19 protein-coding genes are annotated in these 20,446 nt (G+C 60.8%); 14 read left to right on the forward strand and 5 right to left on the reverse strand.

The window, feature by feature from the left end; all coding sequences use genetic code 11:
• Positions 1-73: 73 nt before the first annotated feature.
• From C7K55_RS02125 to C7K55_RS02135, 3 genes are read left to right on the forward strand one after another with little or no spacing between them, the layout of a single operon-like run.
• Positions 74-991, forward strand: a complete 918-nt coding sequence (locus tag C7K55_RS02125) for a branched-chain amino acid transaminase (RefSeq protein ID WP_106501957.1) — start codon at positions 74-76, stop codon at positions 989-991.
• 5 nt (positions 992-996) lie between these two features.
• Positions 997-4,659: a methionine synthase gene (gene metH / locus C7K55_RS02130; RefSeq protein ID WP_106501958.1), complete on the forward strand. Its 3,663-nt coding sequence runs from the start codon at positions 997-999 to the stop codon at positions 4,657-4,659.
• A gap of 49 nt (positions 4,660-4,708) precedes the next feature.
• Complete coding sequence (locus C7K55_RS02135) at positions 4,709-4,981, forward strand: small RNA NsiR4-regulated ssr1528 family protein (RefSeq protein ID WP_106501777.1); 273 nt, start codon at positions 4,709-4,711, stop codon at positions 4,979-4,981.
• A 3-nt stretch (positions 4,982-4,984) separates the two neighbouring features.
• Here the strand turns inward: C7K55_RS02135 and C7K55_RS02140 are convergent, their stop codons facing one another.
• On the reverse strand, positions 4,985-5,212 hold the full coding sequence (locus C7K55_RS02140) for a hypothetical protein (protein ID WP_106501778.1): 228 nt from the start codon (positions 5,210-5,212) through the stop codon (positions 4,985-4,987).
• A gap of 199 nt (positions 5,213-5,411) precedes the next feature.
• On the opposite strand from C7K55_RS02140, the gene C7K55_RS02145 reads away from it, so the two are divergent.
• Entirely contained in the window at positions 5,412-5,795 is a 384-nt protein-coding gene (locus C7K55_RS02145; RefSeq protein WP_254969507.1) for a DUF2237 family protein, read from the forward strand.
• An 8-nt stretch (positions 5,796-5,803) separates the two neighbouring features.
• On the opposite strand, the gene C7K55_RS02150 is transcribed toward C7K55_RS02145, so the two are convergent.
• Positions 5,804-6,559, reverse strand: coding sequence for an SDR family NAD(P)-dependent oxidoreductase (locus tag C7K55_RS02150; RefSeq protein WP_106501960.1), 756 nt, complete (start codon positions 6,557-6,559; stop codon positions 5,804-5,806).
• Between the two features lie 33 nt (positions 6,560-6,592).
• Between C7K55_RS02150 and C7K55_RS02155 the strand changes: the two genes are divergently transcribed.
• The 5 genes from C7K55_RS02155 (at position 6,593) to C7K55_RS02175 (ending at position 11,258) form a co-directional block, all read left to right on the forward strand.
• Complete coding sequence (locus C7K55_RS02155; protein ID WP_241518108.1) at positions 6,593-7,567, forward strand: NAD(P)H-dependent glycerol-3-phosphate dehydrogenase; 975 nt, start codon at positions 6,593-6,595, stop codon at positions 7,565-7,567.
• Entirely contained in the window at positions 7,564-8,496 is a 933-nt protein-coding gene (locus tag C7K55_RS02160) for a PhzF family phenazine biosynthesis protein (RefSeq protein WP_106501779.1), read from the forward strand. The genes C7K55_RS02155 and C7K55_RS02160 overlap by 4 nt, the downstream gene beginning before the upstream one ends.
• A gap of 77 nt (positions 8,497-8,573) precedes the next feature.
• On the forward strand, positions 8,574-9,533 hold the full coding sequence (locus tag C7K55_RS02165) for a SpoIID/LytB domain-containing protein (protein ID WP_241518109.1): 960 nt from the start codon (positions 8,574-8,576) through the stop codon (positions 9,531-9,533).
• Positions 9,523-10,362, forward strand: coding sequence for an ATP adenylyltransferase family protein (locus C7K55_RS02170; protein ID WP_106501780.1), 840 nt, complete (start codon positions 9,523-9,525; stop codon positions 10,360-10,362). The genes C7K55_RS02165 and C7K55_RS02170 overlap by 11 nt, the downstream gene beginning before the upstream one ends.
• Before the next feature lie 95 nt (positions 10,363-10,457).
• Positions 10,458-11,258, forward strand: coding sequence for a sigma-70 family RNA polymerase sigma factor (locus C7K55_RS02175; RefSeq protein WP_106501781.1), 801 nt, complete (start codon positions 10,458-10,460; stop codon positions 11,256-11,258).
• Here C7K55_RS02175 and C7K55_RS02180 read toward each other — a convergent pair.
• Positions 11,206-11,400: a sigma factor SigF gene (locus tag C7K55_RS02180; protein ID WP_106501782.1), complete on the reverse strand. Its 195-nt coding sequence runs from the start codon at positions 11,398-11,400 to the stop codon at positions 11,206-11,208. The genes C7K55_RS02175 and C7K55_RS02180 overlap by 53 nt on opposite strands.
• 308 nt (positions 11,401-11,708) lie before the next feature.
• Here C7K55_RS02180 and C7K55_RS02185 point away from each other — a divergent pair, with 308 nt between their 5' ends.
• Positions 11,709-13,229 (forward strand): DUF3370 family protein, encoded by a 1,521-nt coding sequence (locus tag C7K55_RS02185; protein WP_241518136.1) that lies wholly within the window; start codon positions 11,709-11,711, stop codon positions 13,227-13,229.
• A 2-nt stretch (positions 13,230-13,231) separates the two neighbouring features.
• Entirely contained in the window at positions 13,232-14,290 is a 1,059-nt protein-coding gene (locus tag C7K55_RS02190; RefSeq protein WP_106501784.1) for a DnaJ domain-containing protein, read from the forward strand.
• An 880-nt stretch (positions 14,291-15,170) separates the two neighbouring features.
• On the opposite strand, the gene C7K55_RS02195 is transcribed toward C7K55_RS02190, so the two are convergent.
• Positions 15,171-15,665, reverse strand: a complete 495-nt coding sequence (locus C7K55_RS02195; protein WP_106501785.1) for an allophycocyanin subunit alpha-B — start codon at positions 15,663-15,665, stop codon at positions 15,171-15,173.
• 114 nt (positions 15,666-15,779) lie between these two features.
• Between C7K55_RS02195 and rlmD the strand changes: the two genes are divergently transcribed.
• Positions 15,780-17,231 (forward strand): 23S rRNA (uracil(1939)-C(5))-methyltransferase RlmD, encoded by a 1,452-nt coding sequence (gene rlmD / locus C7K55_RS02200; protein ID WP_241518111.1) that lies wholly within the window; start codon positions 15,780-15,782, stop codon positions 17,229-17,231.
• 20 nt (positions 17,232-17,251) lie between these two features.
• Here the strand turns inward: rlmD and pheT are convergent, their stop codons facing one another.
• Entirely contained in the window at positions 17,252-19,702 is a 2,451-nt protein-coding gene (pheT, locus tag C7K55_RS02205; protein WP_106501786.1) for a phenylalanine--tRNA ligase subunit beta, read from the reverse strand.
• A 111-nt stretch (positions 19,703-19,813) separates the two neighbouring features.
• Between pheT and rpmG the strand changes: the two genes are divergently transcribed.
• The gene (gene rpmG, locus C7K55_RS02210; RefSeq protein ID WP_106501787.1) at positions 19,814-20,008 is read left to right on the forward strand and encodes a 50S ribosomal protein L33; all 195 of its coding nucleotides are present in this window, start codon (positions 19,814-19,816) and stop codon (positions 20,006-20,008) included.
• 113 nt (positions 20,009-20,121) lie between these two features.
• A complete protein-coding gene (gene rpsR / locus C7K55_RS02215) occupies positions 20,122-20,343 on the forward strand; it encodes a 30S ribosomal protein S18 (protein ID WP_106501788.1) in 222 nt (73 codons plus the stop codon).
• Positions 20,344-20,446 lie beyond the last annotated feature (103 nt).

The raw sequence follows: 20,446 nt of genomic DNA on the forward strand, positions 1-20,446 counted from the left end.
CTTGCTGCGGTGAGAAGATCGTTTGATCTCGGCCACAGGCCGTCGCGCCAGCACCGCCCGCTTCGCCCCCACCATGCACCAGTTCCTGCCCTACGCCTGGTTCGGTGGCCGATGCGTGCCCTTTGCCGAAGCCACCCTGTCGGTGGCCACCCACGCCCTCCACTACGGCACTGGAGCTTTCGGCGGCATGCGGGCCCTGCCCAATCCCAGCGACCCGGCTGAGATCCTGCTTTTCCGCGCCGATCGCCACACCCGTCGCCTCAGCCAGAGTGCTCGGCTGCTGCTCACTGAGCTAGCCGAAGAAACCATTCACGACGCGATCGTGACCTTCCTGCGGGCAAATAAACCAACCTGCCCGATTTATTTGCGCCCGTTTGTTTACACCAGTGATCTCGGTATCGCCCCCCGGCTACACAACATTGAGACCGATTTTCTCATCTACGGTCTGGAGCTGGGCGACTACCTCTCCCCTGAGGGTGTGAGCTGCCGCATCTCCTCTTGGACCCGCCAGGAAGACCGCTCCCTGCCCCTGCGCGGCAAGATCAGTGGCGCCTACATCACCAGCTCCCTGGCCAAGACAGAAGCTGTAAAAAGTGGTTTTGATGAGGCTTTGCTGCTCAATAGTCGCGGCAAGGTAAGTGAAGCCAGCGGCATGAATCTTTTTATTGTTCGAGATGGCGTACTTATCACCCCCGGGGTAGATCAGGACATCCTTGAAGGCATCACCCGGGCCAGCGTGCTGGAACTGGCCCAGGCCATGGGCATTCCCACCCTGGAGCGTCCGGTCGATAAGAGCGAGCTGTTTGTGGCCGATGAAGTCTTCCTCAGTGGCACCGCTGCCAAGGTCACCCCGGTGCGCCGGGTGGAGACCACCGACATGCCTGGCCATCGGCCGGTAATGACCGCGATTCGTGAGCGCTTAACGGCAATCACGGAAGGCCGTGATTCCGCCTATGACCACTGGGTGACCCGGATTCGCGTAGACGGTTGATCAACATGACTGCAGCAGTAGTACCCCAGCTGGTTAAGCGAATCGGCTTTCTTGAGCGCCTGCATGGGCCTGGGCGGCCGGTGCTGGTGTTCGACGGTGCCACAGGCACCTCGCTGCAGCAGATGGATCTGGGCCCCGATGATTTCGGTGGCGCTGCCCTTGAGGGCTGCAATGAAAATCTGGTTTTCACCCGCCCCGATGCTGTGCAGGCAGTGCATCGCCAGTTTTTGGAGGCGGGCTGCGATGTGATCGAAACCGACACCTTCGGGGCCACCTCGTTGGTGCTGGCTGAATACGACATCGCCGACCAGACCTTTGCCCTCAACAAGAGGGCGGCAGAGCTGGCCCGCGAAGTGGCCGCTGCCTACTCCACGCCAGATAAGCCGCGCTTCGTGGCTGGCTCCATGGGTCCAACCACGAAGCTGCCGACCCTGGGCCACATCGACTTCGACACGATGAAGGCATCGTTTGCTGAGCAGGCCGAAGGGCTGCTGGCGGGAGATGTGGATCTATTTATTGTCGAGACCTGCCAGGATGTGCTGCAGATCAAGGCGGCCCTGCAGGGCATTGAGCACGCCTTCGCCAAGACCGGCCACAGGCGGCCGTTGATGGTGAGCGTGACCATGGAGACCACGGGCACAATGTTGGTCGGCTCCGATATAGCTGCTGTGGTGGCGATCCTGGAGCCATTCCCGATTGATGTGCTGGGGCTCAACTGCGCCACTGGACCGGAGCAGATGAAGGAGCACATCCGCTATCTGAGCGAGCACAGTCCGTTTGTGGTGAGCTGTATCCCCAATGCCGGCCTGCCAGAAAACATCGGTGGTGTAGCCCATTACCGCTTGACACCGCTCGAAATGAAGCTGCAGTTGCTGCACTTCGTTGAAGATCTAGGCGTGCAGGTGATCGGTGGCTGCTGCGGCACCACCCCTGCCCACATCGCCGCATTGACCGAGTTGGCAGCCGAGTTGCATCCAGCTGCTCGACCGGTGCGCACCCCCCAGACCCAGCACGCACGCCCCCTGCTGCAGGGTGAGCCCGCCGCGGCCTCGATCTACAGCACCACGCCTTACCACCAGGACAATTCCTTCCTGATCATTGGTGAACGGCTTAACGCCAGCGGCAGCAAGAAAGTGCGCGAGCTGCTAGCTGAGGAGGATTGGGATGGCCTGGTGGGAGTGGCGCGGGGTCAGGTTAAGGAGAACGCCCACGTGCTCGACGTCAACGTCGATTACGTCGGTCGCGATGGTGAACGGGACATGCATGAGTTGGTGAGCCGTCTCGTCACCAACGTCAACCTGCCGTTGATGCTTGATTCCACCGAGTGGCAGAAGATGGAGTCCGGGCTCAAGGTGTCCGGTGGTAAGTGCATCCTCAATTCCACCAACTACGAAGATGGTGACGAGCGTTTCTTCAAGGTGCTGGAGCTGGCCAAGGCCTATGGCGCCGGGGTTGTCGTGGGCACCATCGATGAAGAGGGAATGGCACGCACAGCGGAGCGCAAATTTGCCATTGCCCAGCGCGCCTACCGAGATGCGGTTGAGTTTGGAATTCCTGCTCACGAGATTTTCTACGACCCCTTAGCCCTACCGATATCCACGGGAATTGAGGAAGATCGGCTCAATGGTGCGGCCACGATTGAGGCAATCCGCCGCATTCGCACCGACTTACCAGGGGTGCATGTGGTGCTGGGCGTGAGCAACGTGAGTTTCGGCCTGTCGCCGGCGGCCCGGATTGTGCTCAATTCGGTATTTCTGCACGACTGCTGCGAAGCCGGGATGGACGCGGCGATTATTAGCCCTGCCAAGATTCTGCCCCTGGCAAAGATCAGCCCGGAGCATCAGCAGGTGTGCCGCGATCTGATCTACGACCGGCGTCGCTTCGAGACCAATGAGCCGGGGTCTATTTGCAGCTACGACCCTCTCACCGTGCTCACAACCTTGTTTGAAGGGGTGAGCGCCAAAGAGGCCAGGGCCTCAGGCCCCTCTCTCGCCGACTTGAAGGTGGAGGAGCGTCTCAAGCAGCACATCATTGATGGTGAGCGAATCGGGCTTGACGCCTCCCTAAACGAAGCGCTTGCTACTTACCCGCCACTGCAGATCATTAACACCTTTTTGCTCGACGGCATGAAGGTGGTGGGCGAACTCTTTGGTTCCGGCCAGATGCAGTTGCCCTTCGTATTACAAAGCGCCGAAACTATGAAGGCGGCAGTAGCCCATCTCGAGCCCCACATGGAAACGGCCGAGGGAGAAAGCTCGGCTAAGGGTAAATTCCTGATCGCCACCGTAAAAGGTGATGTGCATGATATAGGCAAAAATCTTGTAGATATTATTCTCACCAATAATGGCTATGAAGTTGTCAATCTAGGCATCAAGCAAAGCTGCGAGGCTATAATCGATGCCCAGCAGCAGCATCAGGCCGACTGCATCGCCATGAGCGGTCTACTTGTGAAGTCTACGGCCTTCATGAAAGACAATCTGGAAGCCTTTAATCAGGCTGGCATTGCCGTACCGGTAATCCTTGGCGGAGCAGCGCTTACGCCTCGGTTTGTTAATGGCGATTGCCGGGCCGCCTATCAAGGTCAGGTCATCTACGGCCGCGACGCATTTGCCGACCTGCGTTTTATGGACGCCCTGATGGAGGCAAAGGCAGCCGGTGCCTGGGACGACCTACAGGGTTTCCTTGGAGCGATTCCGGAGGGGCTTGGCATCACCTCTCCCGAGACCCCCGCAGAAGAGCCTGCCAAGGCGGTTGGGGCAAGTGAAGCTGTATCTATTTCCCCTAAAGAAGCCACTGTCAGCGTTGAACCAAATGATCAGCGCTCTACGGCTGTGGCCGAAGAGAGCGCCCTTGAGCCACCTTTTTGGGGTAGCCAGGTTTTAACTGAGCAGGAGATCGACCTGCAGGAAGTATTCGCTTACCTAGATCGCAACGCCCTATTTGCAGGCCAGTGGCAGCTGCGTAAGACCCAGCAGCAGAGCCGCGAAGACTACGAAGCAATGCTGGTCGAGAAGGCGGAGCCCATTCTGCAGCAATGGATGGCGCGCTGTCTCGAGGAGGGCCTGCTTTCACCTCGGGTGGCCTACGGCTATTTCCCTTGCGGCCGTAGTGGCAACGCCGTGGTCTTGTTTGACCCAGCTAAGCGCCAGCAACAACTAGGACGCTTTGAGCTGCCCCGCCAGCGCTTAGGCAACCGCTATTGCATCGCTGATTTCTACCGAGATCTCGCAATCGCAGCCGATGGTTCGTCGCTGCCAACCGATGTGTTGCCGATGCAGGCCGTAACCATGGGCGAAGGTGCCACCAGCTTTGCCCAGCAGCTTTTCAAAGCTGATCAATACACCGATTACCTCTATTTCCATGGACTTGGAGTCCAGATGGCTGAGGCTCTGGCCGAATGGGTTCATGCGCGCATCAGGCGGGAGCTTGGCTTTGCAGATCCCACCGCGATGCCGCTGCGCGACGTGCTGGCCCAGCGCTATCGCGGTAGCCGCTACTCCTTTGGCTATCCCGCCTGTCCAAATGTGGCCGACTCCCGCCAGCAGCTCGCCTGGCTCGGTGCCAAGCGGATTGGTATGTCGATGGATGAGAGCGACCAACTCGAACCAGAGCAGAGCACCACTGCCCTAGTGGCCCTACACAGCCAAGCCCGTTACTTCTCAGCCTGAGCAGGGGGGCAGCGGCTTCTAGCCTGGCCAATCACCTTGCAAAACGGCTATGGCCATTGCCGGACCTGGCGGCGTTGATGCCGCAATCGCCTCGGGCATCGACCTGGATGGCACCCCGATCCCCGCCGAGATGATCGCTCTCTACACGGAGGTGATGGATCTGGAAAGCCAGCGGGCCCGCAGCGGTGTCAAAAAATCGATGCGCAATCGCATCGTTAAGACAGGCTCGAAGCATTTCGACCAAGCCAGCCTTGATGCCCGGCTTAAGGCTGCCGGATGGGATGGCTTGAAAGCTAAGGAGATTGCTTTTTTCTACTCCTGAGCTCTAGCTGCAAAGGTCTTCGAGGGCGTCGATCACCTCCTGCTGAAACTCCTCCAGGTTGGAGGAGTCGCTCAGGTCGATGCCTTCGCCGGCGGCGTTCTGGGTGAGTTCCTGGAAATGGAAAGCCCCTTCGCCGTGGGCGAGGAATTCCATGGCGGAGGGTTCACCGCTTTCTTTGTACGCGTCGCAGAGGGCCAGAAAGGCCGCGTCTTCGGTGAATTCCCAGCTCATGAAGGGGGCCGCGCTGAAAGACAGGGTGAACGCGCTCTTCGACCTTTAACGCCTCCCCCCCGGAATCCGTCAACTACCCAGCCCAACTTTGTGCGGGTGTGTTGCCTTTCGCATAGCTCTGAAGCTAGTCGTCAGCCCAGGGCTGCAACCTCCGAACTGCCTGGCCAGACTGGAGCTATCCACATTTTCCCCGGTTCCCGTGAGCGATTCCAGCCAGCCAGCTTCCGCTTCGCTAAACGTGCTGGGTGAACCCTTGGTGGTGTGCGGCTGCCAACCAATGACAGGTTGGTTCCGCGACGGTCAATGCCGTACCAATGCCGCCGACCTGGGTCGTCACAGCGTCTGCTGTGTCGTGAGCGATGCCTTCCTGCGCTACAGCCAGGCCCAGGGAAATGACCTCAGCACCCCGGCGCCCGCCTATGGCTTCCCCGGTCTCAAGCCTGGAGACCATTGGTGCGTGTGTGCGCCGCGCTGGCTTGAGGCCTACCAGGACGGCATGGCACCACCTGTGCGTCTAGAGGCCACGGAGGATTCCGCTCTGGAGGTGATTTCCTTAGCAATCCTGCAAGCAAACGCTGCTTGATTTGAGAGCTACCAGGCGATTTGCTGCCCATCCCAGGCCCAGAACTGTCCAGTCTGCTGGGGTTCAAGCACCGCCAATACGTCGAGCAGCTGCTGAGCAGCGCGCTCTGGGCTGAACAACCGATCTGGCGGCACACCGGCCTGGAAGGGGGCGGAGAGGCCCGTGGCCGTGGTTCCGGGGTGGAGCAGGCTCACACACCCCTTGGGCTTTCTGCGAGCCCACTCCAGGGCCAGGGTGCGCAGCATCTGATTTTGGGCGGCCTTGGCGGCCCGGTAGGCATACCAGCCACCGAGTTGGTTGTCGCCGATGCTCCCCACCCGGGCCGAAAGGCTGGCGAAATGAAATGGGTCTGTAGGGCTAAACAGGGATTCGATCGCCTGGGCCAGCAGCAGGGGCGCAAAGGCATTCACCGCAAAGCTGAGCTCTAGGGCCTGGCGATTCACCTGACTGAGGCGCTTTTCCGGTTGGAGCAGGGGCCCATGCAGCAGGCCGGCGGTGTTGATCACCAGCCGCAGGGGGGGGTGATTTTCAAGGCTTGCTGCCAACACCGAGAGGCTGGAGTCGTCGGTGAGATCCAGCGGTAAAAACTCGACCTCTCGCCACAGGGGATCCCCAGGCAATCGCCAGTCCTGGCGTGAGGCTCCCACAAGCTGCAGCCCCGGGGCGATTCGGCCCAGCTCCTGCAACAGGGCCTGGCCGATGCCGCCACACCCCACCACCAATCCTGTGCCATGCCAGTCCTGCCAAGGCGAAGCTGAGCTCATTGCCACAAAAATTCCAGAGCTGAAGCCGCACCCATGGGCCTGCCGCATGATGGCAGTGCCTACCTGCCTGCTGCTTCGGAGTCGATGGGTATTCGCATCGCCGTGTTGGGCCTGGGGGCTTGGGGCCAGACCCTGCTTGAGCGCTGGGGTCAGCAAGGTCACATCGTCACGGGTTGGTCCCGGCGCTCTGGAAGCAGTCCGGTGGACCTGCTTGCCAACCAGGATCTGGTGGTTTCGGCGGTAGCCATGGCAGGGGTCCAGTCCCTGGCTGAGCAGCTGGCTCCCCATTGGCCCACTGGACTGCCGCTATTGAGCTGCAGCAAGGGGTTGGATCTCCAGCTGCTGGCAACTGCCACCCAGCTCTGGTCAAACCAGTTGGCGGATGCCCCCTTGCTGGTGCTGAGTGGGCCGAATCTGGCAACCGAGGTGCGCCAAGGGCTACCAGCGGCCAGCGTGATCGCAGCTGCGGATCAGGATCTAGCCCGCCGCTTTCAGCAGCAGCTCAGCGACACTTCGCTGCGGCTTTACACAAACACAGATCCTATTGGCACCGAGGCGGCAGGGGCACTCAAAAACGTTATGGCCGTTGCGGCCGGCATCTCCGATGGTCTGGCTTTAGGTGCGAACGCCAAAGCATCCCTGCTCTGCCGGGGCTTAGCCGAGATCGGCGTGGTGTTGGAGGGTTTAGGCGGTGCCACGAGCACTCTCTACGGCCTGGCTGGCTTAGGGGATTTGTTGGCCACCGCCAACAGCAGCCTCAGCCGCAACTATCGATGCGGCGTGCTTCTGGCCGAGGGCTGCAGCGAGCAGCAGGCAAGCGAGCGCATCTCAGCAACCGTTGAGGGTCCTCGCACGGCCAGAGCGGCCCTGCAGCTCGCCAGCCGCAAAGGCTGGCATCTGCCGATCTGTGAGCAGGTTGTGCTGGTGCTCGAAGGCCACACCACCCCTGCCGCCGCCGTTAAGGCTCTGATGGAGCGCGATCTGCGGCCGGAGTGGCAGCAAGCATGACCTTTCCCGGATCTGCGGTGGCGCCACTTGTCTCCCTGCCAGCTGTGCTGGTTGAGGCTTTTGCTGACGGACCCTGTTGCGGCAACGGTGCGGCCGTGGTGCAGCTACATCAGCCCATGGGCGATGGCGCCCTGCAGGCCATTGCCCGCAGTCTCAACCAGTCTGAGACGGCTTTTTTGCTGCAGCAGCAAGGCCGCTGGGCCCTGCGCTGGTTCACCCCCAGCTGCGAGGTCCCCTTATGCGGCCATGCAACACTCGCCGCCCTGCTGGCCTTGGGCCACTGGCAGCAGGTGGCGCCCGGCGGGCGATTGGAGCTGTTCACCCGCAGCGGCCCCCTGGCGGTAGCCCTTGATGCCAGCGGCAGTTCAGGGCAGCTGGTGCTGCCTAGCGCCGGTCTGCTGCCGGCCGAGCCATCGGCAGCGCTGATCCGGTTGCTGCATGAACGCCTAGGGGGGGCACCCCTGGCCTACTGGAGCTCAGGCCTCGGTTATCGGGTGGCCTTGTTGACGCCAGAGGCCGCGCTGGCCCAGTTGCCTGGCCTGGCTGCGGAATTAGAGGGTCCTGATCGGGGCGGCTTGGTGTTGATGCAGGCCATCGAGAAGGGATCGATAGACGACCTTCCCTCCGTGCTTGGACGGCCAGCCGACTACCAGCTGCGGTTCTTCGCTCCAGGGCTTGGCATTGATGAGGATCCGGTTACTGGATCTGCCCACGCGCTGGTTGCGCCTTTTTGGCTTGATCGCCTAGGCCGCAGCTCCGTAGTGGGTTGGCAGTGCTCGCCGCGGCCGGGGGGGATGGTGTGCGATGGCGCTTCTTCGGGCATGATCCGACTTAGCGGTTCGGGCCATCTCCTTTGGAACGGCACATTGCGGGTGCAGGCCGATGGCTCCGGAGCCGACTCCTGGGCCTCCCTGGCCGCCTGCGCCTGAATCTGGGTTTTCTCCAGAACAGAGGTCTTCTCCAGACAAGAAGACTTCATCTGCGTGGTTTCTTCAGCCGGAGACTGATGCTGGCTGGCCCAATGGCCGTTGTGGCCGTGGCGGTGGGATTTGCGGCCCAGGGCCTGGCTCCCCGCCCCTATGGAGCCGCCCAGGGCGAGTTGCTGGATGCCCTTATTGATACGCCGCCCCCGGCGCAAGACACCGCTACCGCAGCTGAGCAATTGCGTCGTCTCGAGGCGCGCCGGGCCACACCTCAAGCAACTTCCACTTCCACTTCCACTGCCAGCCTCGGCCTGGCTGAGCCCGAAGCGGGTCCGGGAGTCGATCTGGAAATCCGCGTCGCCCTGCTTGGCGCCGGCACCAACCCCGATCTCTCCGCCAGCGGTGCCTGGCAGGTTGTCAGCCGAGAGGGCCAGCTGCTCCAACAGGGCGGCGCTGGCAGTTCGGTAAACCTCAGTGAACTCTGGCTCCAGGGCCCAGAAGCCTGGCTGCAGACCAGTGGGAGCTCCGTACTGGTTAACTGCCGCCCCTATGGAGGGCGCCTGCGTCTGATTCCCGAGAGTGGCGGGCTCAGGGTGGTCAATCACGTTGGTCTGGAGACCTACATCGGTGCCGTGGTTGGAGCTGAGATGCCAAGCAGCTGGTCGCTAGAGGCTCTGCGGGCCCAGGCCGTAGCCGCCCGCTCCTATGCCCTCGCCCACATGGCTCGCCCAGCCAACCGTCACTGGCACCTTGGTGACACAACCCGCTGGCAGGCCTACAAGGGCCTCTCCAGCAGCAACGAACGCACCCGCCAGGCTGCCGCCAGCACCGCCGGCATGATCCTCAGCTATCAGGGCGCCATCGTGGAAAGTCTTTATGCCGCCAACCGCCAGATATCTCTTGAAGCCCATGGCCATCTCGGCGCAAGCATGAGCCAGCACGGCGCCCAGGATCTGGCTATGCAGGGCTATCGCTACAACCAGATTCTTGGTCACTACTACCAGGGAGCATCTCTGGCCCGCCTCAAGGCTGGTGCGAGCTGAGCGCATCTGGCAGCTGGCGCTGCAGTTATCCAGCCAGGCGCAGGCCAGCGGCTCCCTGGTTCCCCTCGCTACCGAGTTCCTGGCGGCCCCGCAGCACCAGCCATTTGTGTTGCGGCGCTTGCTGAGCACCACCCCCAAACACCTACGCCGTGGTGGCCCCAAGCCCAATCCTTTCTTGCCCTGGGAGCAAGCTCTGGAAGTGGAACGGCTCAGCAGCGGCCATGTGGTGCTGCTCAACAAATATCCAGTACAGGCGGGCCATCTGCTCCTGATCACGGACTCCTGGCAGCCGCAGTCCGGCTGGCTTTCTGCTGACGACTGGCGCGGCGTCTCGCTCCTGGCCAGTGACACCGGTGGGCTGTGGTTCTTCAACAGTTGTGCCGCCTCTGGCGCCAGCCAGCCCCACCGGCATCTGCAACTGCTGCCCCGCCGCGCTGGAGAAGCCAGCACGCCCCTGTCTGCGGCAATCCAAGTTCAGCTGGATAGGGACGAGCGCCCCTGGCCCTGGGCCTATCGGCTGAGTCCCCGCACAGATGCCCACGGGGGTAGGGATCTACCCGCCCTTTACCTGGAGCATGCCGAGCAGCTGGGCCTGGGATATCCGCACCAGGACGCCCAGCCCAGGCACCCATACAACCTGCTCTTCGACGACAACTGGCTGCTCACCGTGCGGCGCACCCAGGAACATTGCGCTGGCTTCAGCCTCAATGCCCTTGCCTTTGCTGGCTATCTGCTGGCCACGGAAAGGTCCGATCTCGAGCTGCTGGAGCGAGAGGGGCCTTGGTCCTTACTGCAGGCGGTTGCCGCTGCCCCCGACAAGCACCTGTGATCGACGTTCCGTAATTTTTCGGTTGCGCAATAGGGCCCCGTCGCGGCTGGTTGGAAAGGAAGGGAACGAAAACCCTGCCAACCCAACTTCAGCCCATGACCCAATCGATCAAAACAAAATCCCTCTGCCGCCGTGCCCTGAAACAACGCAACCAGCGGGTGAACCAGTACTGCGGTCTGGTTACCCCAATTGCTATGCACTACTGCCGCCGCTGTCCGGAGCCCCTCGACGACCTGGTTCAGGTGGGTCTGATGGGCCTGCTACGAGCCGCCGAGCTCTATCGACCACAAACAGCAACTCCTTTCGAGGCCTTTGCCAGACCCCACATCCGGGGCGCCATCCTGCACTACCTGCGCGATTCGGCATCGGCCGTGCGGTTACCGCGTCGGCAGATGGAGCTGCACGACAAGCTGCGTCAACTGAAGGCCAGCTGGACCAGTGGCCATGGGCAGGAGCCCAGCGCCGAAGATCTGCGGCTAGCTCTGCAGCTCAGCCTTGACCAATGGCAAGAACTACTACGAGGTCAAGCCCTGGCCAGGCCCCTGGATCTGGAGACTGGCTATGAGGAAACCAGACTTCACGAGGGTTGGAGCTGCAGGCCCTCGGAATCTGGATTCACCGGCGCGGATGAGTGGGAGTATCAGGGAGCTGAAGTGCGTCAGCAACTTGCTTGCCTTGAGCCCGGACTACGTCGTGTGATCCAGAAGGTAGTGCTCTCGGGCTGGAGCTACCGGCGCACGGCAGCCCTGCTTCAGGTGAGTCCGATGACCGTGCAGCGGAGGCTCAAGCAGGGCTTGGCACAGATGCGTGCCGCCCTGCTCAATGCAGACGCGTTCTCAAGTCTCAACTGCCAGCCGAGGCCGCATCCCGCTCCATCTGTCGCTCCAGCGTGCTGATCGAGGCATTCACGGCTGCCAGCTGGCGTTCCACACCGTCCCGCCAGAACTGCAGCATGCGCAGCTTGCGCTCTTGATGACGCCTCCAGCTACTAGCGCCACCGTCATCAACGCTGCCACAGCAGCCCAGGAGGGGAAGCATGAGAAAGTAGGAAAGTTCCTAAAGGTTCTAGCGAGCCTGGCGGGCTTGCCGAGTGTTGTGTTTCTTCCCCAGCGATGGCCCCGAAACACCCTTCGGTCTGTTCCATTCCCAGCCCCTGTACGAGCTCTCAATCTGGGTTTGCAGCCGACTGCCCGTCATACCCTTTTGGAGTAGGGGCCATTGCACTCAAACCCAACACCCTGATTGCCAGATTTCCGTTGCGGCCCATCAAACTGCTGATAGCAGCTGCCCTGGGGGCTCCCCTCGGCCTGTTGCAGGCGCTGCCAGCGGCCGCTTACGTGGCACTGATGGTGGGACAACAGGCCCGTCCCCTGAATGGCTCCTTCAACAAGGTGCCGGTTCTGCACTCGAACCAGCCGGAGGAGGTTGAAGGCCCCGGAATCCTGATCAGCACAGCGCCGGGGTATGCCTACGCCGAAGAGACTGGCCAGCCCTTGCGCAACGCCGAATTCACCTTCAACGGTGATTTTGGGGTGCACATGCACCACAAGTATTTCCCCCCAAACCGCCGCCAGCTATCCCGCTCTGGTAGACGTCCAGAACTCACTTTAGGGCTGATTCTGATCAATCCCGGAATGCGGGAAGTGCACATCCGCTTTGAAACCGGTGCAGTACGCAACAGCTTTGAGGCGCCCTATCTTGTCAATTACAAGATGGGAGTAAGACCCCTCGGGCCTCGCCCTTGGAATACCGGTCCTGGAGATGCAACCGCTGTGCAGGTTCTACGCGGTCGTCTAGATCCAAAACTTGATCAGGAAATTACTATTCCTGCCCGCAGCCGCATTGTCCTATTCCAGACCCAGCTGCCTGCGCTTGGCATTGCTAACGCCTTGTTGAAAGGTAATAGTGATGGACCTTTTCAGATGGCTGTTGTTGCTGGGAAAGAACCCAATAGCGACTGGGATCTAATCGCTATTTTGGATCGGGGCCGGCTTGCTCCGGGCAGGGTCTACCTGAATCGCATTGCTGACATCAATGGCCGCCGAATTTTCTCCCGTGTGGGAGGAGTCGCCATAGGTGATACCTACCAAGCCACCCTGACCCACAATCTCGCTCAGCAAGGCCCATTACATTTTCCGCTAACGAGCACTAACCGCCATAATTTCGGCACCCGCGAGGTGCAGGTCAATCCACTCGTCAGCCGCATGGTGGATTCATCCCTAGACAATGTGGGCACCTACGGCGTTCGATTTGATGTCGATCTGAATCTCAAGGGCTCCGGCCCCTATGAGCTGGTTCTCAGCCATCCCACCGCCTCAGGCACTGGTAAACCTTTCACCGCCTTCAGGGGATCATTGCAAGTACTGACGGAGGAAGGACTTCAAGAAATGCACGTAGGCATGCGCTCTGGCCAAAGCTTGCCCCTTACCTCTTTGAATCTTCGGGGAGGTGTATCCAACCCAGTTCGAATCAGCTTGGTTTATCCGGCCGATGCCACCCCTGGTCACCTACTCAGCATCGTGCCAGCCAGTCAGGTAGCCATGGTGCAGGAGCGACAGCGTTTGCTTGAGTTGGCTCGTAACACAGCCTCCCCCGCGGCGATGACGCCCCCCCAGTCCCTGCCTGCGATTCCGGATCAAGATCGTGAGGGTCAGGATGGATCAGAATTAATGGCCCCGTTGGTGCTGCAGCCACGCTTCCCCAGCCTGCCGCCCCTCAGAGCAAACCCACCACCACCTCCGCCAATTTATCAGCCGCGTTATTCCCCCAACCAAACTTCAACCCCTGGGAACAAAAGCTTGGTTGATCGCTACCAGCAGGCTGTAGAAGCTCAGCAGGAAATGATGCGCGACCTTATGGGCCGTTAGGCATGGCTAAGCCGGCGGACCCCAATCGTCGCCGCTTCAGTCTGGAGCTGCCCGTCGATTTGCTCGACAAAATTGATGGGCTGCGGGCCGAGTGGGGCCTCCGCAGTCGCGGAGATATTTTGGAGCGTCTGCTACAAGAGATCTTCCCAGCTACTGAGGAAGCTGAGACCTCTGTTTTTGCCGACGACGGCAACCAACAGCCTGATGGCTCGCCGAGCGAACCAACCAGCCTGGAATCAACCTTCAACGAACAGGGTGCTCTGGTGTTGATGACCCGGGGCTCCGGGGGAGACCTATGCCTGGATCGGGAATCAGCTGATCGTGAATTTGCCTTCGACTTCGATGTTGATGCGTCGATGGCAGCGGAAGTGCGCCCTCGTAAGAGCGGCATTGACCTACCTGGCTTTGTGAGGCGCCAATCTGACCAGCTCAAGCGCAGTTTGCAGCCCTTACGCCAACCCATGGATCTGGCGCAAGAACCTCTCCCCCATGTAGGAGGTGATGTGCTCGATCGCTCCCTGGCCAGAGCCCGTGACCACTGGCTTGAGCTCTACGGCAAGGTTGCCAATGAGGCGGTACTGGAAGCCGCAATGGTGTGGTTGGCCCAGGACATTTGGGGCCAGAGTGATCAAAGTGAGGGCCGCCCTTTTACTTGGTCGCTTGCCTGCGATGTGGTGGCCAATACGGCTCCCAGCTGGGGCAGGGAGCCCGCAACTTTTGAGCGAGTCATGGTGATGGCAGGTTTGCTGGAGGATCCCTTCAGCACTTCAACCCTGGAACTCCGCTTACCAACGCTGATCAGGCGCTTTGTTCATCGTTTCCGCAAGCGACGTAAGGGCACTTCGTTCCAGACCTTGGAACACACCATGACCCTGCATGGGGCCTTGAAGCTGCTGCAACTGCCAACTGCGCCGGGGCAGCGTCTCACCCTGCGACAGATACGGGAGGCTTACCGCGAGTTGGCGATGAGCCATCACCCCGACTCTGGCGGCACGGAAGAAACCATGCGGCGCTTAAACGAGGCCTACCAGCTGCTGAAAGAGCTCTACCGTAACGAGTAGATTCGTATATCACTTCTCACCTGAGACACCTAACTGGTCCTGAAATAATTCTTGGATGAGACTGGCGATCTGCGCTCTGCGGCTTGTTGGGCGAATCATCATTTCAAGCCGCTACGGCTTGATTGCCCAGATGCTTGACGGATTGTTTCTTGTCTCTCTCATTTGGGACGCATTATTTGTCCTGTTGAGGGTCTCGTCTGAGGAGAATGGGATTATCAATTCTTGGCCTAAGCGGCCTGGTCTTGCGAGTGGACTACTAATCAGTCTTGGATGAGATGACTGAGGCATATGCAAGTGAGCTTTGCCCCCTAGTTGATGGCGTCTAGTTCGGCTTAATTCCGATTTTTCCGTATTTCTGCTTGCATCTCCCTGGGCGCGCTTCATTGATTACTCGTTGCTGTGGCCGTTAGACGGCCTGAACAGCTTGTCCAGCTATCTGGGCTGGTCTGGTCCAAATCATCCGTCCCGCCTCAGAATCGTTGCAGCTGCATACTCGGAAAGCTTGCGTCACTGTGTCATACACAGGTACGCAAGCTCTCAGGGCCATGCAACAGGCTTGCTGAAACTTCAGAACTTGCTGGCCCGGGAGCTGGCCCGGGGGCTGGTCGAGCAGCCTGCAAAAGGATGATCAGTTGTCTTGTAATGGACTTATTTATAGACCATTGCTGCGTCTCGGATGAGACATCAGACAGGGGTGGCTGGGTGAGGTGCGCGGCCCCGCCGGCAGGTATCAAAAAGTGGGCATCGCCCTGTCGCTCCATCCGTGCGAGCAATCGATGATTCTTTTGCGTCCCAAGCGGGACGCATTAATAGTCCATTAAAAAGACCCGGATGAGACAAGCGCTCCTCCGGGTCTTGGTGCTGGTTGGGATGGTCTGAATCAGGTGCTGGTTTGCATGCCCTGGATCAGAAAGTCGAAGTACGGGCCCGCAAGGGAGGCCTGGTCTGTGCTCAACAGGGCGAGCGAGGCCTCCTTCATGGTGCGCATTGCGTCCACCATGCCTGGCATCGGTACGCCGAGGCTGTTGTACATCTCACGGGCGCCAACCAGGCCAATCTGTTGAATCATCTCGGTGCTGCCGGCGAGAACGCCGTAGGTCACCAGGCGCAGATACCAGCTGTAGTCGCGCAGGCACTGGGCCCGCTGCTTTTGGCCGTAGGCATTGCCACCGGGGGCCACGTAATCGGGGTTGCGCTGGAAGAGCTGCTTGGCCGACTCATCAACAATTTTTTTCTCGTTGTCGGTTAGAAGTCGCACAACCGCCAGCCTTTCGGCTCCCCGACTGAGGTACTCCACCATGGAGCGCAACTCGCCGCCACTGGGATACCGCAGCTGATCATCAGCCTGAAGGATCAGATCCCGAACGACGCTCATCGCAGCGACCACACGTGCCCATCACTGTATCGACTCCTCAGCAAGATCACCGTGCCCCGCTGCAAGGTGTAACGCCCCTTTGCACGGCGTAGGGTGAAGGATTGGTAGGCGGGCGTGGGCACTAAAAGCTTTGGCAACGGCGCTGGTGGTGGCAAGAGCGATGGCCTCGATTTATCCACCGGCATGACCGTTACGGTGGCCATCACCGGCCTATCCCATGACGGGCAGGGCGTGGCCCGTCTCGCAGATCGGGTCTTGTTTGTAGCTGGTGCCTTGCCTGGCGAGCAGGCGAAGGTACGCCTCACCCATAAGGCCCGTCGCCACTGGATGGCCGAGCTGCAGCAGGTGCTTGAGCCGGCAGCGGAGCGTCGAAGACCTCCTTGCATCCTTGCTGAAGACTGTGGTGGTTGCAGCTTGCAGCACCTAGACGACTCGGCGCAGCAGCACTGGAAGCACCAAAAAGTCGTTGATGCCCTGCGGCGTATTGCCCACCTTGATACGGATGTTGCGCCCTTAATGGCAGCGCCAGAAGGGCTCGGCTATCGCAACAGGGCGATTATCCCGCTTGAGCGCTGCGAGGACGGGCGGTTGCGGGCTGGCTTTTATCGCCCTGGCACCCACAAGATTGTCAATATGAATCGCTGCCCGGTGCTTGATCCGCGCCTGGACGCTTTGATCGCACCGCTTAAGTCGGATCTTGAGACCAGTGACTGGCCCGTTGATCGGGACTGCCGCGAGGGGGGCGGCCTGCGCCATCTGGCCCTGCGAATCGGCAGCTACACAGGTGAGTTGCTGATCACCCTGGTAAGCAGCACCCCAGACCTGGAGGGCATCGAGATCCTGGCCGCCCAATGGATGCACCGCTGGCCCGAACTAGTGGGGGTGTGCCTGAACCTGCAACCCCTAGCCACCAACACCCTGATGGGACCCGAGACACGCGTGGTGGTGGGACGTAGCTGGGTGCAGGAGCGTTTCTGCGACCTCGAGCTGCGCATTGCAGCAGACACCTTTTTCCAGGTCCATACCCGACAGGCTGAGCGAATAGTCCCCCTGGTGCTTGCAGCCCTTGCGGGCTCTGCGCCTGGCGTGATGGTTGATGCCTACTGCGGCATTGGCACCTACAGCCTGCCTGTCGCTGCGGCTGGCTGGCACGTTCACGGCATTGAACTAAGCCCCGAGGCCGTGCACCAGGCCAAGGCCAATGCCCGCGAAAACGGTCTAAGTGAATCAGCCACCTTTGAGACCGGTGTGGTAGCCGAGTGCCTTGCCGAGCACCTGGTTCACTGCGATGCGGTGTTTCTCGATCCCCCCCGCAAGGGACTGGAGCCCGCCACCCTGCAGGCGATCATCGAACGCCCCCCCGCCCACCTGCTCTACCTCAGTTGCGACCCCGCCACCCTGGCCCGGGACCTGGCCCAGCTGGTTGGCGGCGGCAGTTATCGATTGGAGAGCGTTCAGCCGATCGACTTTTTCCCCCAAACAAGCCACGTAGAAACATTGACCGTTTTGAGCCGTATCGGAGCTGGCCTCCCAACCCCGCAGCCCGAGGCAGCGGAGCAGGAGTAGGGGTAGATCCCGCCTGGATATCAGCTGCGCAACAGGGCGCCCAGCTGCTTTTCCAGGGCTGCCCGGATCGAGGAGTGGGCTGCTTCCACCTCTTCATCGGTGAGGGTGCGGCTGGCATCGCGGTAGCGCAGCCTGAAGGCTTGACTGCACTGGCCTGCAGCAAGTTGACCGCCCTCGTAGCGGTCTACTAATTCCGCATGCTCCAGCAGCGGCTTGCCGGCCTTGCGAATCACCTGGAGCAGCTCAGCTGAATTCGTGCTGGCTGCCACCACTACGGCCAGATCTCGCTCCGAAGCCGGAACGGTGGCGTAGGGGGCAAAGGCTGGCTGCCAGCGGTTTCGGCGGGTGGCGGCGATCAGTAAGGCATCGAGTTCGAGCTCGAAGATAATGCTTGTTTGCGGCAGGTCTAGCTTTTCGGCCTGCTCAGGGTGCAGCTGGCCAAACCAGCCCTGGGGCCGCCCTTCTACTACCAGCTGGGCGGCTCGCCCCGGGTGTAGCAACGGGTGTTGGGTAAGTGGGCGATCTTCGATTGGGATCGCCAGCGCTGCCAAGGCTTGCTGCAGCAGGCCGCGGGCCTGGTGATAGCTGGGAGGCTGGGGTTTGCCACTGCTGCTCCAGCGCTCACCTCGCCGTTCGCCACAGATAACCCCTGCCAGCAGCTGGCGAGCGGACCTGGCGGCATCGCTGCTGAACACCTGGCCGATCTCAAAGGCCCAGAAACCTGGCTGCCCACTTTGCAAGTTGCGGCGTGCAGCGCCGAGCAATTCGCCATGCAGGTTGTCGCGCAGGTAGCCGTAATCAGCTAGCAGGGGATTAGCCAGGGGTATGCGCCCAGCTGCTGCCGGCACCAGGGAAAAGCTGCAGGCCTCCTGCAGCCCGGCAGCGCACAGTTGGCGGCGCAGGCGGCGCTCCACCTGCTGGGCTGGTGTGAGTCCCCCAGGCTCCAGTGGGTCGGGTAGGTGGCAGGCGAAGTGGTCGTAACCAACCAGGCGGGCCACCTCCTCGATTAGGTCAACCTCCCGTTGCAGATCCATCAACCGTGAGGGGGGCACGGTGACGAGCCAACCCTCACCATCTATCTCTTCTGCCAGCTGGCAACCAAGGGCCGTCAAGGTCTGGACGATCCTGTCGTCACTGAGGTCTGAATAGTCTTCGCCGTCTTCAACCGGTCCAAGCAGATTGAGCAGGGCGTCACGCCTCAGCTGCAACGGCTCGATTGGCTGCTCGGCTCGTTTATGTAGCCAGCGGCCCGAAACATTGGCAGCGCAATGTTGCTTAAGCAGGGCCACGGCCCGATCTGCAGCAGCGAGGGTGGCCTCCCTTGGCAACCCCTTCTCAAAACGGCTGCTTGCTTCAGTGCGTAAGCCAACGCTGCGGGCGGAGCGGCGCACCGCCTGGGGAGCAAACACAGCAGCCTCAAGCCAGATTGAGGTGGTGGCTTCATTAACGGCTTCATCCGCACCACCCATCACGCCAGCCAGGGCGATGGGGCGGTTGCTGTAAGTAACCACCAGGGCTTCGGGGCTGAGTTTGTGCTCCGTGGCGTCCAGGCTGGTGAATTCCTCACCATCAAGGGCCTGGCGTAGCCCCAGGCTGGCTAGCTGGGGTTCGCTGTCTCCGTCGATTACGGCGAGGCGCTTGCTGTCGAAGGCGTGCAGGGGTTGTCCCGTCTCCAGCATCACCAAGTTGGTGATGTCAACAATGTTGTTGATCGGGCGAATGCCGGCCTTTTGCAGGCGCTGATGCAGCCAGAGGGGCGATGGGGCGACCTTCAGCCCGTCGAGGGCCGTGATGCTGAATAGCCCCCCAGCCTCAACTGCGACCCGGTCGCTGGCGGAAAGAGGCAGCGGCTGGCTTGTTGCGGCAATTTCAGGGGCCTTTATCTGGGTCTGGCCGCCCACCAGGGCCGCCACCTCCCTGGCTATGCCTTGCATTGAGAGGCCATCAGGTCGGTTGGCGGTGATCGCCAACTCCAAAACCTGGTCATCCAGCCCCAGGCTTGGTCCAACTGCTGCGCCCAGGGGGGGAACCTGCTCCAGCAGCTCATCAAGAATGGCGATTCCTTCCCCTTCTGCCGTCTGGCCAAGCTCGGCAAGGGAGCAGATCATGCCGCTGCTGGCCACACCGCGCAGTTCGGCGGGCTTGATCGTCAGGTTGACCGCCGGCAGAGTGGCGCCCACCAGGGCAACGGGCACATGGATACCAGCCCGTACATTCGCTGCCCCGCAAACGATCTGCAGGGTTTCGGCGGCGCCGATATCAACTAAACAGACGCTCAGCTTGTCTGCGTTGGGATGGGCCTGGCGTTCACGCACGAAGCCCACCACGACACCGCCGGCTTGGGCGGCTAGGTCCTCTATGGCATCCACCTCAAAACCAGCCAAAGACAGACGCTCGGCTAGCGGCCCTGGAGCGAGGGCTTGTTCGGGGCCGGTCACCAGCTCCTGCAGCCATTGGAGCGAGACCCGCATAGCCCGTGGTGTGTTGAACCTTGATCTTAGGGATCAACTGGGGGGTGGGACTACCGCCAGGTAAGGTGTCAACTTGTCCTTTCGCATCGCTCCAGCGGCGCAACGTCCTTCATGGCTAAAAACAAGGGCGTCCGGATCGTGATCACTCTCGAGTGCACCGAATGCCGGTCCAACCCCGCAAAGCGTTCTCCAGGTGTGTCCCGTTACACCACTGAGAAGAATCGCCGTAACACCACCGAACGGCTCGAGCTGAAGAAGTTCTGTACCCACTGCAACTCCTCGACGGTTCACAAGGAAATCAAGTGATTCAGGCTTGGGCCCCAGTTTTGGTGCTCAATCATCAGTTTCAACTCGATTTGCCCCAGCCCCGTCAGGTACTGGTCAGATCCAGCTTCATTCACTACTCGCCTTCGTAATCCATGTCTAGCTCTTTTTTCAAAAAGCGCCTTTCGCCAATCAAGCCTGGCGATCCGATTGACTACAAAGACGTCGATCTGCTCAAGAAGTTCATCACCGAGCGCGGCAAGATCCTGCCCCGCCGGCTCACTGGCCTGACAGCCAAACAGCAGCGTGACTTGACCAACTCTGTTAAGCGTGCCCGAATTGTGGCATTGCTGCCTTTTGTGAATCCCGAAGGCTGAGGCCTCTCCCCTGGCGGCTTCAACCTTCCATCCTGGCGATCTGGTGGGACTGGGCGATGTGCGCGGTCCCCAACTTGCTGTTGTTTTGGCTGTGGCCTCAAAC

It is taken from the genome of Cyanobium usitatum str. Tous (assembly GCF_003011885.1).
Taxonomy (GTDB): Bacteria; Cyanobacteriota; Cyanobacteriia; order PCC-6307; family Cyanobiaceae; genus Cyanobium_A; species Cyanobium_A usitatum.

Bases quoted from the DNA above. Each gene is read 5' to 3' on its own strand.
- C7K55_RS02125 (WP_106501957.1), top strand. From the start codon at position 74: ATGCACCAGTTCCTGCCCTACGCCTGGTTCGGTGGCCGATGCGTGCCC.
- metH (WP_106501958.1), top strand. From the start codon at position 997: ATGACTGCAGCAGTAGTACCCCAGCTGGTTAAGCGAATCGGCTTTCTT.
- C7K55_RS02135 (WP_106501777.1), top strand. From the start codon at position 4,709: ATGGCCATTGCCGGACCTGGCGGCGTTGATGCCGCAATCGCCTCGGGC.
- C7K55_RS02140 (WP_106501778.1), bottom strand. From the start codon at position 5,212: ATGAGCTGGGAATTCACCGAAGACGCGGCCTTTCTGGCCCTCTGCGAC.
- C7K55_RS02150 (WP_106501960.1), bottom strand. From the start codon at position 6,559: ATGAGCTCAGCTTCGCCTTGGCAGGACTGGCATGGCACAGGATTGGTG.
- C7K55_RS02155 (WP_241518108.1), top strand. From the start codon at position 6,593: ATGGGCCTGCCGCATGATGGCAGTGCCTACCTGCCTGCTGCTTCGGAG.
- C7K55_RS02160 (WP_106501779.1), top strand. From the start codon at position 7,564: ATGACCTTTCCCGGATCTGCGGTGGCGCCACTTGTCTCCCTGCCAGCT.
- C7K55_RS02165 (WP_241518109.1), top strand. From the start codon at position 8,574: ATGCTGGCTGGCCCAATGGCCGTTGTGGCCGTGGCGGTGGGATTTGCG.
- C7K55_RS02175 (WP_106501781.1), top strand. From the start codon at position 10,458: ATGACCCAATCGATCAAAACAAAATCCCTCTGCCGCCGTGCCCTGAAA.
- C7K55_RS02180 (WP_106501782.1), bottom strand. From the start codon at position 11,400: ATGCTTCCCCTCCTGGGCTGCTGTGGCAGCGTTGATGACGGTGGCGCT.
- C7K55_RS02185 (WP_241518136.1), top strand. From the start codon at position 11,709: ATGGTGGGACAACAGGCCCGTCCCCTGAATGGCTCCTTCAACAAGGTG.
- C7K55_RS02190 (WP_106501784.1), top strand. From the start codon at position 13,232: ATGGCTAAGCCGGCGGACCCCAATCGTCGCCGCTTCAGTCTGGAGCTG.
- C7K55_RS02195 (WP_106501785.1), bottom strand. From the start codon at position 15,665: ATGAGCGTCGTTCGGGATCTGATCCTTCAGGCTGATGATCAGCTGCGG.
- pheT (WP_106501786.1), bottom strand. From the start codon at position 19,702: ATGCGGGTCTCGCTCCAATGGCTGCAGGAGCTGGTGACCGGCCCCGAA.
- rpmG (WP_106501787.1), top strand. From the start codon at position 19,814: ATGGCTAAAAACAAGGGCGTCCGGATCGTGATCACTCTCGAGTGCACC.
- rpsR (WP_106501788.1), top strand. From the start codon at position 20,122: ATGTCTAGCTCTTTTTTCAAAAAGCGCCTTTCGCCAATCAAGCCTGGC.